This window comes from Proteiniclasticum sp. C24MP, assembly GCF_043951855.1.
Classification (GTDB): Bacteria; Bacillota; Clostridia; order Clostridiales; family Clostridiaceae; genus Proteiniclasticum.
Genome location: NZ_JBINJW010000020.1, coordinates 21,576 through 38,415 on the forward strand (window position 1 = coordinate 21,576; position 16,840 = coordinate 38,415).

At 47.6% G+C, this 16,840-nt stretch carries 16 protein-coding genes; 14 read left to right on the forward strand and 2 right to left on the reverse strand.

Going from position 1 to position 16,840, the window contains the following annotated elements:
- Positions 1-4 precede the first annotated feature (4 nt).
- The 9 genes from ACHAL6_RS11945 (at position 5) to eutC (ending at position 7,903) form a co-directional block, all read left to right on the forward strand.
- Positions 5-1,270, forward strand: coding sequence for a cation:proton antiporter (locus tag ACHAL6_RS11945; protein WP_395270899.1), 1,266 nt, complete (start codon positions 5-7; stop codon positions 1,268-1,270).
- Positions 1,271-1,535: 265 nt separating this feature from the next.
- Positions 1,536-1,730 (forward strand): YwbE family protein, encoded by a 195-nt coding sequence (locus tag ACHAL6_RS11950; protein ID WP_395270900.1) that lies wholly within the window; start codon positions 1,536-1,538, stop codon positions 1,728-1,730.
- Between the two features lie 35 nt (positions 1,731-1,765).
- Complete coding sequence (locus ACHAL6_RS11955) at positions 1,766-2,086, forward strand: hypothetical protein (RefSeq protein WP_395270901.1); 321 nt, start codon at positions 1,766-1,768, stop codon at positions 2,084-2,086.
- An 11-nt stretch (positions 2,087-2,097) separates the two neighbouring features.
- Positions 2,098-2,547 carry a hypothetical protein gene (locus ACHAL6_RS11960; protein ID WP_395270902.1) on the forward strand — a complete coding sequence of 150 codons (450 nt, stop codon included), beginning with the start codon at positions 2,098-2,100 and terminating at the stop codon, positions 2,545-2,547.
- Positions 2,548-2,642: 95 nt separating this feature from the next.
- A complete protein-coding gene (locus ACHAL6_RS11965) occupies positions 2,643-3,362 on the forward strand; it encodes an SEC-C metal-binding domain-containing protein (protein WP_395270903.1) in 720 nt (239 codons plus the stop codon).
- Positions 3,363-3,407: 45 nt separating this feature from the next.
- On the forward strand, positions 3,408-4,364 hold the full coding sequence (locus ACHAL6_RS11970; RefSeq protein ID WP_395270904.1) for a nucleoside hydrolase: 957 nt from the start codon (positions 3,408-3,410) through the stop codon (positions 4,362-4,364).
- A gap of 15 nt (positions 4,365-4,379) precedes the next feature.
- Complete coding sequence (locus tag ACHAL6_RS11975; RefSeq protein WP_395270905.1) at positions 4,380-5,129, forward strand: nitroreductase family protein; 750 nt, start codon at positions 4,380-4,382, stop codon at positions 5,127-5,129.
- Positions 5,130-5,584: 455 nt separating this feature from the next.
- Positions 5,585-6,949, forward strand: a complete 1,365-nt coding sequence (eutB, locus tag ACHAL6_RS11980) for an ethanolamine ammonia-lyase subunit EutB (RefSeq protein WP_395270906.1) — start codon at positions 5,585-5,587, stop codon at positions 6,947-6,949.
- 18 nt (positions 6,950-6,967) lie between these two features.
- Positions 6,968-7,903 carry an ethanolamine ammonia-lyase subunit EutC gene (gene eutC, locus ACHAL6_RS11985; protein ID WP_395270907.1) on the forward strand — a complete coding sequence of 312 codons (936 nt, stop codon included), beginning with the start codon at positions 6,968-6,970 and terminating at the stop codon, positions 7,901-7,903.
- A gap of 143 nt (positions 7,904-8,046) precedes the next feature.
- Here eutC and ACHAL6_RS11990 read toward each other — a convergent pair whose 3' ends face one another.
- Positions 8,047-9,243 carry an FAD-dependent oxidoreductase gene (locus ACHAL6_RS11990; protein WP_395270908.1) on the reverse strand — a complete coding sequence of 399 codons (1,197 nt, stop codon included), beginning with the start codon at positions 9,241-9,243 and terminating at the stop codon, positions 8,047-8,049.
- Positions 9,244-9,259: 16 nt separating this feature from the next.
- Positions 9,260-10,249 carry a helix-turn-helix domain-containing protein gene (locus ACHAL6_RS11995; RefSeq protein WP_395270909.1) on the reverse strand — a complete coding sequence of 330 codons (990 nt, stop codon included), beginning with the start codon at positions 10,247-10,249 and terminating at the stop codon, positions 9,260-9,262.
- 260 nt (positions 10,250-10,509) lie between these two features.
- Here ACHAL6_RS11995 and hypB point away from each other — a divergent pair, with 260 nt between their 5' ends.
- From hypB to ACHAL6_RS12020, 5 genes are all read left to right on the forward strand, one after another.
- Positions 10,510-11,175, forward strand: coding sequence for a hydrogenase nickel incorporation protein HypB (gene hypB / locus ACHAL6_RS12000; protein ID WP_395270910.1), 666 nt, complete (start codon positions 10,510-10,512; stop codon positions 11,173-11,175).
- Positions 11,175-13,949 carry an FAD-dependent oxidoreductase gene (locus ACHAL6_RS12005; protein WP_395270911.1) on the forward strand — a complete coding sequence of 925 codons (2,775 nt, stop codon included), beginning with the start codon at positions 11,175-11,177 and terminating at the stop codon, positions 13,947-13,949. Before hypB ends, ACHAL6_RS12005 begins: the two co-directional genes overlap by 1 nt.
- A 16-nt stretch (positions 13,950-13,965) precedes the next feature.
- On the forward strand, positions 13,966-14,307 hold the full coding sequence (locus ACHAL6_RS12010; protein WP_395270912.1) for a hydrogenase maturation nickel metallochaperone HypA: 342 nt from the start codon (positions 13,966-13,968) through the stop codon (positions 14,305-14,307).
- Between the two features lie 16 nt (positions 14,308-14,323).
- Positions 14,324-15,250: a DUF5692 family protein gene (locus ACHAL6_RS12015; protein ID WP_395270913.1), complete on the forward strand. Its 927-nt coding sequence runs from the start codon at positions 14,324-14,326 to the stop codon at positions 15,248-15,250.
- A gap of 416 nt (positions 15,251-15,666) precedes the next feature.
- On the forward strand, positions 15,667-16,791 hold the full coding sequence (locus ACHAL6_RS12020) for a radical SAM protein (RefSeq protein WP_395270914.1): 1,125 nt from the start codon (positions 15,667-15,669) through the stop codon (positions 16,789-16,791).
- Positions 16,792-16,840 lie beyond the last annotated feature (49 nt).

Genomic DNA, 16,840 nt, shown 5'->3' on the forward strand with positions numbered 1-16,840 from the left:
ATTAATGACAAACCTTATACTACGACTTCTCTTGGGAGCCATCCTAGCGTATTTTTCCGGGAAGCTGATTTCGAAACTAAGGCTTCCCGCTATTTTGGGATGGCTTCTGGTAGGCATGATTTTAGGTCCCCATGCCTTTGGCCTTTTAAGCGGAGAACTTCTTCATGCCAGATGGTATCATACGGTCCTGAGTGTTCTGGAATGCGGTATGGGCCTGATGATCGGCAGTGAGCTGGTTCTGAAGAATCTCAAGCAGTCCGGAAAACAGATTATAGTGACCACTGTTTTTCAGTCTCTCTCCACATTTTCCGTGGTGACTCTGTTTTTCGGAGTCATCTTCTATTTTTCAGGGATCCCTCTATATCTTGCACTGATTTTCGGTGGAATCGCCTTGGCCACAGCACCAGCACCGGCCTTATCCATAGTCAGGGAATTTCGAACAGAAGGTCCTGTGACCAGAACCCTTATTCCCATGGCTGCACTGGATGACATTGTGGCCATCATCGTGTTCTTCAGCATCAATTCTCTGATCACCGCAGCCAATGCGGGTAATGGAGCACCACTGTACACAACGCTGGCACTGATGATTCTACTGCCCATAGCCATCGGTATGACGGCTGGATTCTTCGGCGGAATGGTACTGAAAAAAGAAGCATCCAGAAACCGGACGCGGATCAGCACAATGGCCCTGATTCTTATGGCAGCAGGCATGGGGTTTTTCTTTAACAATGTGATCCTTGATGAGCCTGCTCTGAATTTCATGCTCATCGGAATGGCATTCTCCGCCACTTTTGCGAATAGGGTTACTGAAAAGAGACTGGCTGAGATCATGACTGCGTTCAATCCCTTGCTGATGCTCTCTCTCATGGTGGTCATTCTGAATCTGGGTGCTCCACTGGACTACCGCCTGATTCTGGATGGGGGGATCTTCACGGCGGTCTACATCGGATCCAGAGCGCTGGGCAAGTACTCCGGTTCTTATCTTGGGGCAAAGAGAACAGGTTTGCCGGAAACCGTGAAGAAATATCTTGGCCTGACACTGCTTCCCCATTCCGGGGTCTCACTGGTGTTCACCGCCATTGCAGCCACTACGCTGAATACCTTTGATCCTGAATCCGCAGTGATTCTTCAGGGAACCATCGCTGCGGCCGCCCTCATCAATGAGGTCCTAGCCGTCATCATTGCGAAGAAAGCCTTCGAATGGGCAGGAGAGCTTGAGAAACAGCCCTCAGGGAAGACTTCTGAAGCGCTGGGCTTGAGTTCCAGCTGAAGCATCGGTTTTTGGAAATTCCATCAACTCGAAAAGTATAGGAGCAAAATCAATACTGTATCTGAGAAGGCTGAATGTACTGTTTGCAGTATGTATCAGTCTTTCTTCATTCTGCAATGAAATTTCCTGAGGCAGCGTTTCGTTATGCACAAAATAAAAAGGGTTCTTTCATGGAGCGTGGCGGCAACTGGTGAAAAGATGATAGAATAAGTAAGAAAGAGACGATAGAAATGAATCTGGCAATGAGAACAAAGGAGATCAGTATATGAGTGGGACAGTAAGAAATGATATTGCAATCGGAAAAAAAGTGAAGGTTGTGCAGAAGCAGGATCAGAAATCAGGAAAACTGACGGAAGGCGTGGTCATGAAGATCCTCACCAATTCTGCCTCTCATCCTCATGGCATCAAAGTCATGCTGGAAGGGGGCATAGTAGGAAGAGTGAAGGAAGTCATAGAATAGTTGATACCAATCATGGAAGGAGTGTAGTTGAATATATGGGACACTACTGCAGAATATGCGGGAGAACAAGATCCAATGAAAAGTTCTCCGGCAAAGGACATAAAAAGCACATTTGTAAGGACTGTTCTGGAAAAGCGGGAAGGAAGAAGAGGAAGAGCCAGGAGTTTTCGGATGAGTTTGATCCGGATTTTGATTTTCTTTTAGGGGATGAGTTCGAATCCGATGAGACGGAGGATGATTTCAGCTGGCTGTTTCATGATGCACCAGAGCAGATGGAAATGGAGATGGAGCTGGAGACGGATCTCTCTTTTGAAGTGCATGAAGTGGAAATCGATGATTCGGATATTCCCTTTTAGAGGAGCAAGATATGGGAGAGAAGAAAGAGAAAAAACTGAACAAGGATATCCAGAGAATGCTAAAAGGCATGATGGCGCAGGAAGAGGTACGCAGGAAGAAAGCGGAAGTTGAGTTATGGAAGAGGGCAGGAGCGCCATGCCTCTTCTTTGAAGCATTGTCAAGGCTTACCAAACATGAACTGGATGAAATCCGAAAGGCCTCTGGAATTCCTGGCATGAGCGCGCTGAAGAAGGCAGACCTGGCCAAAGAACTGTCAGAGTTCATACCGATGATTGTGAGGACGCTTCTTTACAGATGGGATGAAGAAAGATATCAGGTGCTTGGCAAAGTCCTTTTCCATGGCGGAATCGTTCCTTATGAGAAGATGACGCCAAGAGAAATGGGAACACTTTCCAGGTATGGACTTCTTTTCATGGCATCCATGAAGAAAAGAAAGTTCTTTTCATACCAGAAGACCTAGCTGCTTCTCTAAGAGCCATTGATGGAGAGGAGCTGTCTGAAATTCTGAAGCGTAATTCTGACTGGGTGCTTCTGACCCAAGGGCTGCTTTACTACATGGGAGTGGATGAATACTGGAATGTGATGACAAGGATTTCCGACCTAACCGGTGAGAAAGTGGATCCGATGGAATATTCTGCTGTCATTGGTGAGGCAGCAGGTTACTATGGGGAAATTGAAAAGAGCGGAGCCTTGATTTTCCGTAAAGATGTTCTTAATCTTTCAAAGGTGATGATGGAGCAGAACAAGAGGAAGGATGTTCCACCCTATCCGTTCACCAAAGCAAAACTGAGAAAAGCGGGTAAGCCGGGATACATAGACAAGTCCCCCGAGATGAGCGCATTTCTTCAGACCATCCGGGATGCGTATGCAACGACTTCCTCTCAGGCAGAAGAAATCGGGCGAGAAGTGATTCGAATCATCAATCAGACAGGAGATCCTACACAAGTGATGAAGCATCTGGAAAAGAGGCTTGTGATTCCTGACTCTAGCTGGTTTCAGATGATTTCAAAGCTTGTCATGGACCTGTACAATCATGCATCCCAATGGGAACTGCGTGGCTATGCACCTGTGGAACTATCTGGAAAAAAGAAGGAGACAGGAAATTCTTTCAGTGTTCACTTTCCAGTCAGCTCTGTACCCGTCATGGGTTCAAAAGAGAAACATAAAAACAGCAAAACTGGAAGAAATGATCCCTGTCCCTGCGGAAGCGGGAAGAAACATAAAAACTGCTGTGAAAGAAAAATCAAGGAGATCAATTCAAATCAGGTCCAATAGAGATCATAGAATGTTATTTATCATAATTGCAAGGAGGTAATGACGTTGAAGAAATATCCGCTTATTCTGGACTGCGACCCAGGGGTCGATGATGTGTTTGCGATTCTTCTGGCCCATAGCACACCGGAAATCGACCTGAAAGTCATCTGCAGCGTTTCAGGCAATGCAGGTATCGAAAAGACCACATATAATGCGCAGCTGATCGCGGGACTTCTTGGGGCAAAGACCATCATCGCAGAAGGCGCATCCAGGCCTCTGATCAAAGAAGCGCCTCCTATAGGAACAGTTCATGGTACCGATGGACTGGGTGGATATGCCAAGGGATTCGGGGAGGACAGACTGGCTCCTATAAGCTCCATGAAGGCGCTGGATGTCTATAGAAAGATCCTTCTGGAAAGCGAAGAGCCCGTATATATCGCAGCTGTGGGGCCGCTCACGAATCTGGCGATTCTGTTTCTTGCCTATCCGGAAGTGAAATCAAAGATCGCCGCAGTGAGCATCATGGGCGGCGGAATCAGAAGGGGAAACATCACGCCCTACAGTGAGTATAACTTCTACAAGGATCCGGAGGCTGCAGACATCGTCATGAAAAGCGGGGTGAAGCTTCTTCTGTGCGGACTTGACGTGACTCAGAAAGCGACCCTGTCTGAAAAGGAGATGAAGTCCTTGAAAGAATCTCAGAACGAGTTCTCTGATTTCAGTGTGAAAATTCTTTCTTCCTACATTGCGAAGGATGCAGCCATCCATGATCCCTGTGCGATCCTTGCACTGACGAACCCGGAAAAGTTCATCTATGAGGATCAGTATGTGGAAATCGATACTAGAGAAGGCATCACCCGGGGGATGAGCTATGTGGACAACAGAAAGAATCAGGAAAAGAAACCCAACTGCAGGGTATTTTACGATATGGACCTGGACTTCTTCAGAAAGTCCATGCTGGATGCCCTGGAACATGAAGCATCAAAAAAACCAGATGAGAATAAAAGTCCTAATGATCAATGAAATGGGGGAAATGGAATGAATCAGATCTATGAATCACTCTTAAGCCGTAAATCCGTAAGAGTCTTTGAAAAGAGAAGCGTAGAGGACTCCATCAAGGAAGCAGTGCTGCATGCCGCCTTTCAGGCGCCTACAGCGGGGAATCAGATGCTCTACAGCATCATTGACGTGACAGATGAAGAGCTGAAGAAGAAGCTTTCAATCACCTGCGACAATCAGAGGTTCATTGCAGAAGCGCCTCTAGTTTTCATCTTTCTTGCAGATTCAAGAAGGTGGATGGATGCCTATGAGGAAGCAGGTCTTACAGCAAGAAAGCCAGGAGCCGGAGATCTTCTTCTATCCATTCAGGATGCGGTGATCGCAGCGCAGAATGCGGTCACAGCAGCAGAGTCCTTTGGCCTTGGGTCCTGTTACATCGGAGACATCCTGGAGAATGTGGAAGAGGTCAGAAAACTGCTTGATCTGGATGCTTATGTTGTGCCCATCACCATGCTGGTTCTGGGCTATCCCGAAGCGAAGCAGAAGGAAAGGGGAAAACCTGTAAGGTTTGAGAAGGAGTACATTGTTCATGAAAATCACTATAGAAGGCTGACACCTGTGGAGCATAGAGAAATGTTTGCGAAGCGATCAGGAAGTGAAACGTTTGACTACGATGAATACATGAGAAAGTTCTGTGAGCGGAAATACATGTCCGAATTTTCTCTGGAGATGACGCGTTCCAGTGCGGTCTATCTGAAGGCGTTTCTGGATGAATCCGAAGAAGAATAATATCCGATGGTAGGCGTGACGGGAGAATCTTCCACCTGGATTTTTCATGCCGTAGTATAGGATGGTATTCTCCCTCGGAAATAGATGAATACCTTTACATATTAATTGACAGAAAATTCAACAATTGATACAATGATGTCACATAGTATAGGAAATGACATATTTGTACTAAGCAGCTCATAGAATATTGATTCTATGAGTTTTTTTTGAGATTCTTTCCTTGCTAAACCAAGGGGAAATATCATGCAAGTGGAGACTGAAAGTATCATTAGGACATATTTCATGTTCAGAAAAAGAAGAGGGGGGGTTCACAGGTGCATAAGAGGAATGGATGGAGTATGCACGGTTCTAGGCAATGCGTTCCGTTTGAGAGGATGCGGATGCTGATGAGACTGGTCAGTCAAATGTGATGATAGAAAGCAGTCAGATTGAATACATCATACAAGGAGTAGCTTATGAAACTGAAAACAGTCATTAATGGAAATGTTCACCAATTCAGAGATATCAAGGATGTACTTGCCAAAGCCAACGAACCGAAGTCTGGAGACCGTCTTCAGAAAATCGCCGCCAATGATGAAACCGAAAGAGTTGCGGCGAAAATCGTTCTGTCTGAAATGACCATAGGAGACCTGGTGGAAAACCCCACAGTGCCCTATGAGAAAGATGAAGTCACCAGAGTGAATCTGGACGGCATGAACAAGAAGACCTACGAGCGTATAAGAAACACCACCATCGGAGAACTCAGAGAATATATTCTGGATCACAGAACCACCAATGAAGATCTGAAAAGAATGTCCCGAGGCATCAGTGGTGAGGTGGCCGCTGCGGTGGCTAAAATCATGAGCAGCATGGACCTGGTCTATGGTGCAAGCAAGATTCATAAGATCACCCGCTGCAACACGGAGATCGGACATCCGGGGACCCTTTCCTTCCGAATTCAGGCAAACAGCACCACGGACAATCCGGAAACCATCATCATGGGGGTCATGGAGGGCATCTCCTTCGGCTCCGGAGATGCGTGCATCGGCATCAATCCGGTGGAAGACAACTATGAGAGTACCAATCGTATTGCCCAGAAGCTCTACGAATTTGTCATGAAACATGAAATTCCTACCCAGATTACCGTTCTTTCCCATATCACCACCCAAATGGCGGCTATGAGAAAAGGAACACCGTTGTCCATGATTTTCCAGTCCATTGCGGGCACGGAAAAGACCAACGACAATTTCGGTGTCACGAAGAAACTGATTCACGAAGCCTATCAGGTAGCCTATGAGAATGGAATCAGTTCGGGTCCGAATCTGCTCTATTTCGAGACCGGACAAGGATCAGAGGTATCGGTCAATGCGGACGAAGGCGTGGATGAGATGACGCTGGAGGCCAGAACCTATGGTTTCGCCAGATATTTCGATCCTTTCATGGTCAATAATGTCACCGGATTCATCGGTCCCGAGACCATTTATGATGGAAAGGAAATGATCCGAGGCAACCTGGAAGACCACTTCATGGGGAAACTCATGGGACTGCCCATGGGAATGGCTCCCTGCTTTACGAACCATACACCGATCAATATGGACGATCAGCAGATCGGAACCATGCTACTGACCATGGCAGGTGCGAATTTCTTCATGGGCATTCCCCAGGGGGATGATGTGATGCTTGCGTATCAGGACACCAGTTTTCATGATGATGCCTGTCTGCGTGAGCTGATGAACAGAAAACCTGCGCCGGAATTTCATAAATGGATGATGAAGAAGGGACTCATGGATGAGAACGGAAAGCTGACGCCATTGGCCGGTGACGGATCCATTTTCTTATAAGCATAGGGGGAAATCAGAATGAATGATGAACAGATCAGAGTGATCATTGAGCGGGTTTTAAGTTCGATCAAGGAAAGCGACGATAATAATGTTGAAAACAAAGAGAAAACTGCAGGTAAAGAAAACGGAAGTCTGAAAGAGAGCAGAAAACAAGAAAACACCAGTCATGGAAAAGTTTCATCGGATGAGGATATGATTCCGGATATCAGGCAGGATGACTACAGACTGTATCTTGGCATTGAGAATCCGGCAAACGCGGCTGAGTTTCTTCGCATCAAGAAGAAAACGGATGCAAGAATGGGTTTGGGCAGAAGCGGCCCCAGATATAAGACAAGTGCTTATCTGAGGATGCTGGTGGATCATGCCGGAGCATACGATGCGGCGCTTTCTGAGGCGCCAGAGGATCTGGCGGAAGAAAACGGTATGTTCATGACTCAGACACGATGTATCGATAAGGATGAATATCTGTCCAGACCAGATCTAGGCAGACTCTTCACCGATGAGATGAAGAAGAAGATCGCGGACAACTGCAAGAAGAATGCGGATGTGCAGATCATACTATCAGAGGGATTATCCAGTACCGCTATGGCCTATAATACAAATGATCTCTTTGCGTCTCTCATGCAGGGCCTCAAGATAGAAGGTCTTTCAGCGGGTACACCGATCTACGTCAAATATGCGAGAGTCCCCTCCATGGACGTGATCACAGAGATTCTTGACCCGAAGGTCACAATCATGCTCATAGGGGAAAGGCCCGGACTGTCCACGTATACTTCTATGAGTGCATATATGACTTATAAGGGAAAAGTGGGGATGTCAGAAGCAGGAAGAAATGTGATATCCAATATCCACGAAAACGGCATCAATCCTTCTGAAGCTGGGGCACATCTTGCAAGTGTGGCAAAGAAGATGTTTGATCAGAAGATCTCCGGTACGGAGTTCAGCATGACCTGATCCACGTAAAAAGGACAGAATTATTGATGTTGTCCTGATTTTGAAAAAGCTATGAAAAACATAGGGCTCCTGAAACTGGTTCATGAATCAGTTTCAGGAGCCTTATTTGCTGTCGATGCAGAATGGAGTTTCTATGGACTTTCTTAAAATGTTTCGTTCACGAATTTCTTCACTGAAGCATACAGACTGGAGAGAGCCGGCTTCGACACGAGGGATCCGATGAAGTGGATATCCGATGTCTTCTGGTATGCTTTCAGTTCTCCATACAGATCTTCCTTCTGATGCTGCGGACTGATGTGCGGGAAGATCTGCCACTGTCTGGCGGTGATCAGGTGCCGGATCTTCACACCTGATTTTCGGATGTCTTCGGTGATGCCTTTGATCAGCGCATCATGAAGATTCCCGTAGGCATAGGCCACAATCACGGTCTTATCTTTCTCTTTATGAGTATGAAAGAACTGAATCCGTTCTTTTTCATCGAAGTTGCACCGGTAGTAGGTGGTGGCGATGTTTCGATCTGCCACTTCATAGGCACAGCTCACATAGGGATTGCACTCCAGTTTATTCATGAAGTCGCTGAGAAAACCGTCTTTCAGGATGTCAGGCGGAAGCATTGCCGCAAGAAGCACTTTGTCATAGTCCGTCTCCTCATAGGCAGTGGTGATCTTTACTTTTCCGTTCCCGGGCAGAATCTCTCTGACATCCGCATTGTAGCGGATGTCACTGATCTGCTCGCTGAGTTTTCGGATGATCTCTGATACCCCCTCATTTATGAAGAGGAGCTTGTCTCCCCTGATGAAGGAATGGATGGTGGTAAGATTCAGTATGTTGAAAGCGTAATATGCCATGATTTCTTCACTGTTTCCGAAGCCGTAGGAAGAAAGATAGGGCGTCATGACCGCGCTTATGTACTTCAGGTTATGATTTCTAAGAAATTCCCCCAGAGGAATCATCAGCTCTTTCGATATGAAATAATCCGTGCTTTCTGCTGGGATGAAGTAGGACGCCAGGATGCTTTTCAGCCGCTCAAGCTCTTCCAGAAGCAGTGGAACCTCCATAGGGGAAAGGTGTTCTGTCTTCTGATGGTTCTCATCCAGGAAATGACGATAGGTGAACCGCTCTGTATAAGGAACATTCAGGGAAAGGAGCAGCTCCTGGATCGATTCGCTGAAACAGAAAGCGGTACCCATCTCCACAGGGAGGGCTTTCTGTTTTACTGTCTGACAGTGTCCACCAAGGCTGGCTTCCTTTTCATAGACTGTCACACTGATTCCTTTCTTCTCCAGAAGATAGGCAGCTGTAAGGCCGCTGAATCCTCCTCCGATGATGGCTACATGCATACTCGTTTACCTCCCCTTAATAGATCCGGTCAATGTAGGCCCAAAGTGGCAGAATCCGGCTGCTGCCTGTGACATGACTGTGATATTCCGTGGGCGACATCACAAGCCCTTCATAGCTTATTTTCAGTTGAATGTTGTAGCTTCTGATTCTTCTCTGCAGATGGAGCTTGATCTGGTCAAGGGGTTCATCTGAAAGAAAGAGCGGCATCATGGAAGCCAGACATACTCTGTAATACTCATTTTTAAGCGTCTTGAAATCCGAATTCAGAAGATCATCCTCTTCCAGAAAGAAAAGCGTCATATCAAATCCGCTGGACTGGAGTATTTCATGAATTCCGCTTGAGAAGTCATGGCGGTTCTTTTCGTACAGCGCCTTTCCTTCAGAAAAGCAAAGATACTTTGGACGGAGATCCAGGCTGTGGGCCACAGGAACTGCAGCTGCGGTGAGAAGATCGATGAAACAGGAGACGGAAAGTTCAGTGTATAATCTTGTGCAGGCGATTCTGCTTTTATAATCCATGAGTGTATAAGCATAGACCATGCCGGTCTCCTTGTGGCTGGCGCAGGGTGTCAGAAAGAATAGAAGACACTCACCGCTTTTCAGTGAATGAAGAGGGGGCAGACTGAAAAGAAGCGGACCGGATTTCTTCTTCGCGAAGCGCAAGCGTTTTTCTCTGGTGGAGAGTCCATGTCTTCTCATGATGTTATAGACACAGGATTCACTGATCTTCTTTCCGTAGTCCTCCAGAAGGTAGCAGATTTCTCTTGGTCCATAGGAAGGGTAGCTTCTGATGAGGCCAAGAACCTGATCTGATGTCTCTTCATCGGTGAGGTTGGCGGGAGCCTTGGCCATTCTGCCTGTCTGAAGACCTTTCATGCCGTTAGCTTTATAGCGGCTAAGCCATCGGTAATAGAGCGTTCTTGATATGCCGTATGTGCGGCATGTGAGAGAAACGCCTTCCTTCTGACCTTCTGTGAGAATTTCGTATTTCTTCTTTGCATCCATTTTCATCACCTGCCATTTCTTATCATGCGAATATAATTAAAATTTTAACATACAGGTGTAGGTATTACAATTGATGAAAAATATTTTACTTTGGCAAACTGTTTACATCTCCCTCTGGAGCGGCCTGATGAAAGAAACAGAGAGAGGGTGTACACACTTCGCTAAAGTATTTTTTGTGTTAAATTTCAGACAATCCGCTCTATTGTGGCACCTGAAAGGCATTGATATAATCAACCTGAAATAAGGATAGGGGTGAGTTTATGAATGAACTGAAAGTGTTCTCCATCAGGAAGAATATTCATGAAGACAATAAGATGGTGGCGGATGAAACAAGAGCGGCGCTTCGGGAGAAGAAGGCATACATGATCAATGTCATGTCTTCACCAGGCAGCGGAAAGACCACTACACTGGTTGCAACCATAAAGGCGCTGAAAGACGAGATGAACATCGGTGTCATCGAAGCGGATGTGGATTCCGATGTGGATGCAAGAACCGTTCAGAATGCCGGAGCAAAGGCGGTGCAGATGCATACAGGGGGCTTATGCCACATTGATGCCACCATGGCCAGGGCAGGCGTAGATGAAATCGGCATAGAAGATCTGGATCTGCTGTTTCTGGAGAACATAGGGAATCTCATCTGTCCGGTGGGATACGATACGGGGGCCATGAGAAACATCGCCATTCTGAGCGTACCAGAAGGGGATGACAAGCCGCTGAAGTATCCTATGATCTTCGCCAAGGTGGATGCGCTGCTCATCAGCAAAATCGATACCATGCCCTATTTCGACTTCGATCTGTCCGTGCTGGAGACAAGGGTGCGGGAACTGAATCCGGATATCAGGATCTTTCCCATCTCATCAAAGACCGGTGAAGGCATAAAGGAATGGACAACCTGGGTGAAGCAGCAGATGAAAGGAGAAAACTGATGACGAAAAAGACGGAAAAGACAAACTTCAACAAATCAGAACGGTTCCAGTTCGCCCTGAACTGGGCGGATGTGGACGGCAGAGCCTACAGACAGGAAATACTGGATCTGGCCAACAAAATCGGTAGAACCAAAGCGGGAACCAGCCGCGAGGCCATTCCCTTCGGACCGGAGTACTATGCCCTGGCATCGATTCTGACGCCGTTTCAGGCGGAAGTGGCCATGCATGTGTCCTTCAGGGAGAAAAAGAGTGCGCAGGACATTGCAGCCTCCTGCGGGCACCCCCTCGAGAACGTGAAGGAAGCGCTGAAGCATCTGGCCTGGACCGGTGTCACGTTCTGGAATACGGTGGATGGAACCGATGTTTACTGGCATGATATTTTTGTTCCTGGACATCTGGAAATGATCAACAACAACAGGGAGATCGTGGCAAAGCATCCGGAAGTTGCAGAAGCATTCTACTACTTCGGCAGTAAAAAAGGACCCATGGCTGCAGGCATCATGCCTGTGGGGGGTGGACCCATGAGAGTGGTGCCCATCGAACGCTCCATAGACGGAAACACGAAAAGAGCCACCTATGAGGAAATCTCCAGGTATCTGGAGGAAGCCCATATGTTTTCCGTATCGGACTGCTCCTGCAGAACTTCCCGTGAAGCCATGCATGAGGGCTGCGGACATCTGAAAGAAGACATGTGCATTCAGCTGGACCATGCGGCGGAGTACTACATCAAGACAGGACGAGGGCGGGAAATCACCAGGGAAGAGGCTTTTGAGATCATCCGAAAAGCGGAGGACAACGGACTCATGCATTCTCTGCCGAACCTTGATTCTCCAGGGCATACCCATGCCATCTGCAACTGCTGCGGATGCGGATGCTATGCCATGAGACTGGCCAATGAGTACCTGAACAACGACATCGTCAGGTCCAATTACAGATCCGTCATCGATGAAAGCAGATGTGTAGCCTGCGGAGAATGCGTGGATGTCTGTCCGACAAACGCACTGCGTCTGGGACAGAAGCTTTGTTCCAAGACACCGATTGATGAAGTGATCACAAAAGTGACCCCGAGAAACACCGAATGGAAGGAAGACAAGTGGAACAGTGATTACAGAATCAACCGGAAAAACACACTGGATTCAGGGACTGCACCCTGCATCACCAAATGTCCAGCCCATATTCCTGTACAGGGGTACATCAAGCTGGCTTCACAGGGGAAATACACCGAAGCGCTGGAGCTCATCAAAAAGCACAATCCTCTGCCTGCGGTGTGCGGACGCATCTGTCCGAGACTCTGTGAGGAGGACTGCACAAGAGGGGACTTCGATGAGGCGGTGGCCGTGGATGACATCAAGAAGTTCATCGCGGAAAAGGATCTAAGCGCTGACACGAGATTTGTTCCTGGGAAGAGACATGATTACAGCGACAAGAAAATCGCCATCATCGGTTCGGGTCCTTCCGGACTCACCTGCGCCTACGACCTTGCGCTGGACGGCTACGATGTCACTGTATTCGAGAAGGAGAAGAGACTCGGCGGGATGCTGACTTTAGGCATTCCTTCCTACAGGCTGGAAAAAGATGTGCTGGAGGCGGAAATCGACGTCATTCGTGAAATGGGAGTCCGATTTGAGACAGGTGTCGAAGTCGGAAAAGACATCAGCATAGAAGAGCTGAGACGCAGAGGATTCCATGCTTTCTTCATAGCCATCGGCGCGTCATCGGGCAGAATGCTGGGCATTCCGGGAGAAGAAGCCGAAGAAGTCATGAGCGGAGTGGATTTTCTGAGAAAAACCAATCTGTCTCAGGAAACCGGCCTGAAGGGAAAAGTTGTGGTCATCGGGGGCGGAAATGTAGCCATCGATGTGGCAAGAAGCTCTGTACGACTGAAGGAAGTGAGCGAAGTGGAGCTGTTCTGCCTTGAAAGCAGAAAAGAGATGCCTGCACATGAAGAAGAAGTGGAAGAAGCACTCTCCGAAGAGATTCAGATCAGCAACTCCTGGGGACCCACCCGGATTCTTCACGAAAACGGAAAAGTCACGGGCGTTGAATTCAAGCGATGCACAAGCACCTTCGACGACCAGGGAAGATTCCATCCTCAGTTTGATGAAGAGGAGACGCTTTATGTGTCCTGCGATCATGTGCTCCTGTCCGTGGGTCAGACCTATCATTATGGGCATCTCTTCGAAGGAGAAGATGTGAAGCTGACGGGCAGAAATACCATTATGGTGGATCCGACCACGCTGCAGTCCTCACAGCCGGACATCTTTGCGGGAGGGGATGTGGCCAGCGGACCTAGACTTGCCATCGATGCCATCGCAGCTGGAAAGGAAGCGGCGGTATCCATCCATCGCTTTGTTCAGAAAGGACAGTCTCTGGTCTTTGGTCGCGACAATCACTCCTATATCATGCTGAACAAGAAGAACCTGGAGGAAGGCATGGATTACGATGGTACCGAGCGTCAGAGAACCCTTCATGTGGATGGTAGAATTTCTAAAACCACCTTCAAGGATCTGAGAGGTGTGCTCACCGAAGAACAGATCCGGAAAGAGACGGCAAGATGTCTCGGCTGCGGAGCAACCAAGGTGGATCCGTATCTGTGTGTGGGCTGCGGTGCCTGTACACTCCGATGCAGATTCGATGCCATCAGTCTTGAAAGGGTGTATGACGTCAAAGGCTTTGAAATCGATGATCTGCCGAAAGCGGTGCTGAAAAACGCAGTGAAACGAAAAGTGAAAATCACACTGAACAGAATCAATCCCTTCGTGGAAACAAGGTAGCAGGTGAGGTGCATCCATGCATGAATTAGGAATCGTATATGAGGTGATCAGAGTGGTGGACCGGTTTGCGGTTGAAAACAGGCTGACGAAAGTGGATAAGATCGTGCTTGAAATCGGGCAGCTGTCCCAGGCCATACCCAGGTTTATTGAGGAATGCTATCCTGCAGCGGTCAGTGAAACGGACTACGAAGAGACGAAACTTGAAATCCTGACACTGCCTGCCATGGGAAAATGCCGTGTCTGCCAGGAAGAATACAATGTGGTGGAACAGAGAAGAATATGTCCTTCCTGCGGATCAGATGGGTTTCATCTGATCTCAGGACAGGAATTCAACATCAAAGAAATCGTCGCTTACTGAAAAAGGGGGAATTTTAATGGGTTTTTTGTATGAAGGAATGGGTCTGGACGGATTTGCAGCGCTGGTCGGGTTTATCGGTGTGTTTCTCCTGCTGAACGAAATCGCAAGAAGATCGAAAATGATGTCTGTGGTGCTTTTCTGCGCATTGCCGGTGGTGCTTGCGGTGCTGGTGTTCTACGGACCCTTGGGCTCACCCACGGGCAATACCTGGTTCGGATGGGTGAAGGTGGTCTCTGCGCTCATCGGCGTCTACGGCTTTCTTCTGATCCGATTCACAAAGCTCGGAGAGAAGAAGTTCGCTGCCTATTTCCCGGCAGCCATCCTGTCCATCAACATAGCGGAAGCGGTCTATCGTGAGTTTCAGGTCTATGCCACGTATAAGACATTGACGGTGGATGAAGGGGGAATTCTGGTTCTTGGAGGAACCTGGAACATACTCAATGCCCTGGCTGGAATACTCACCATCGTGACCCTTACAGGGTTTGTGGGAATCAGAGTATCCAAGGACCGCTCCAGAGACATGATCTGGCCGGACATGACCTGGATGTATGTCATCGGCTACACCCTATGGAACTTCGCCTATGTGTACAACTGCATTTCCACCCGGTCTCTCTATGCGGGGTTCGGGATCCTCATTGCAGCCATCATTGCGGAATATGTGTTCAAAAGAGGTGCGTGGCTGCAGCATAGAGCGCAGATCCTATCCCTCTATGCCATGTTCAGTCTGTCCGTTGATTTCCAGGCGGCATCCTATTTCAAGGTTCTGCCCACCTATACGGAAGCGGGTCTTATGGCTTTAAGTGTCACATCCTTTGTGTTCAACCTGGGTGTCTTCGCCTATATGCTCTACACGGTGAGAAAGAGGAAAAGCAATCCCATCACGCAGGAGATCTACGGGCATACGGCTTCCTACAGAAAGACAGTGCTGGTCAACAGCTTATAAGGAAAGAAGGGACAGGAAGTGCAGCTGCATTTCCTGTCTCTTTTCATGATTCAGATGATTGTAAACTAGATAGGAGAATAGGACCGGGACTGCGCCTCAGGGTTTGATTCCCGCAAAGGAAGAAAAGAATGGGTGCGAAAAGAGGAAGTGGATTTTCTGGCAGAAAAATAACGGAGTGCACAGAAAGTGACAAGGAAAAAATAATTAGTTTGATATTTTCTCCGATACTCCTTACAATCAGTATAGACTTCGGATGACGAGGGAACGAATGAAGGATCCACATGAAATTCTGGATACCGGATTCTTCCTGAACAAGAATCATGCATATCGGATCATCCAGAGCGTAAAATGAAAAACTGGAAACAGATAGAATGAAGATGAGTACACATTTTCAGTATCAGTAATGGGAGGACCAGATGAAAATATCAAAGAAAGATGCGCTGCAGTGGTTTGAATTTTTCGCCATGCTGCCAGGAGAAGAAGAGCTTATGATCCGGCAGCAGGAGATCGTCTATGCGACCTTCGCGCAGATCGAGGAAGCCATAGAAGAAAGAAACAACAGGCTCATGGATGAGATTCCAGGTCTCAAGAATCTTGCGAAAAGGACGCTCTATGTGGGAGAGGATGAAAAGTTTCCTAAGGGATGCAAATCCTGTCTTCTGGGCACTGGCCTCAGTGCCATCAGAAAGACCAACAGGTGCAACATCGAGTGCAAGTTCTGTTATAACTACGGAGAACTGGACAACATTCCTCCGGTGGGAGAAGGCATGTGGGAAATTGGCGGAACCAAGTTCTACGAGAAGGATATCGACCTTCTTCTTTCCACATACAGAAAACCTACAGGAGTCTGCTATGTCTACCTGGAGCCTTTCATGGAAATCGAGAAGTATTATTCCATAGTAGGTAGATTCAAAGAAGCGAAGATCTATCAGCATCTCTACACCAACGGTACCCTGGCGACGGAAGAGAATCTGAAAGCCCTTGGAGAAGCGGGACTTGATGAAATCAGGTTCAATCTGGGTGCAGCAGCCTGTTCCGACAAGGTCATCGAGAACATCAGAATCGCAAAGAAGTACATAAAGAATGTGGGGATTGAAACACCTATGACACCGGAGTTCTTTGATGCCTTCATGAAGAAGAAGGATAGAATTCTGGATACGAAACTGGACTTCATCAACTGTGCAGAGCTCCACCTTAATGAAAACAACATCGGCAACTATGAAGGTGAGAACATGTACATCGCAAGACATGGCTATATTTCTCCCATCTGGAGCAGAGAACTGACTCTGAAGTTCATGAAGACCGCGGATGAGGAAGGCTGGGATCTTGCTGTCCATGACTGCTCCAACCATACGAAGTTTGCGAGAAATCTCAATCTCAGCAGCAAGGAAGGCAAGTGGTTCGGTGCAAGCGATTATGTCAGCGAGTTTGCAAGAACACCATTTGAAGCGTTTCTGCCGATCCTTAGAGATGACAGCGTTCAGTTTCTAAGTGAGGAAGAACTGCCGGAAGGATATAAGGCAGGAGAGATGTTCTTCTAGCCTATTGAAAATCTACACAAAGAACATCGCAGGGATGAAGATGTAAAGC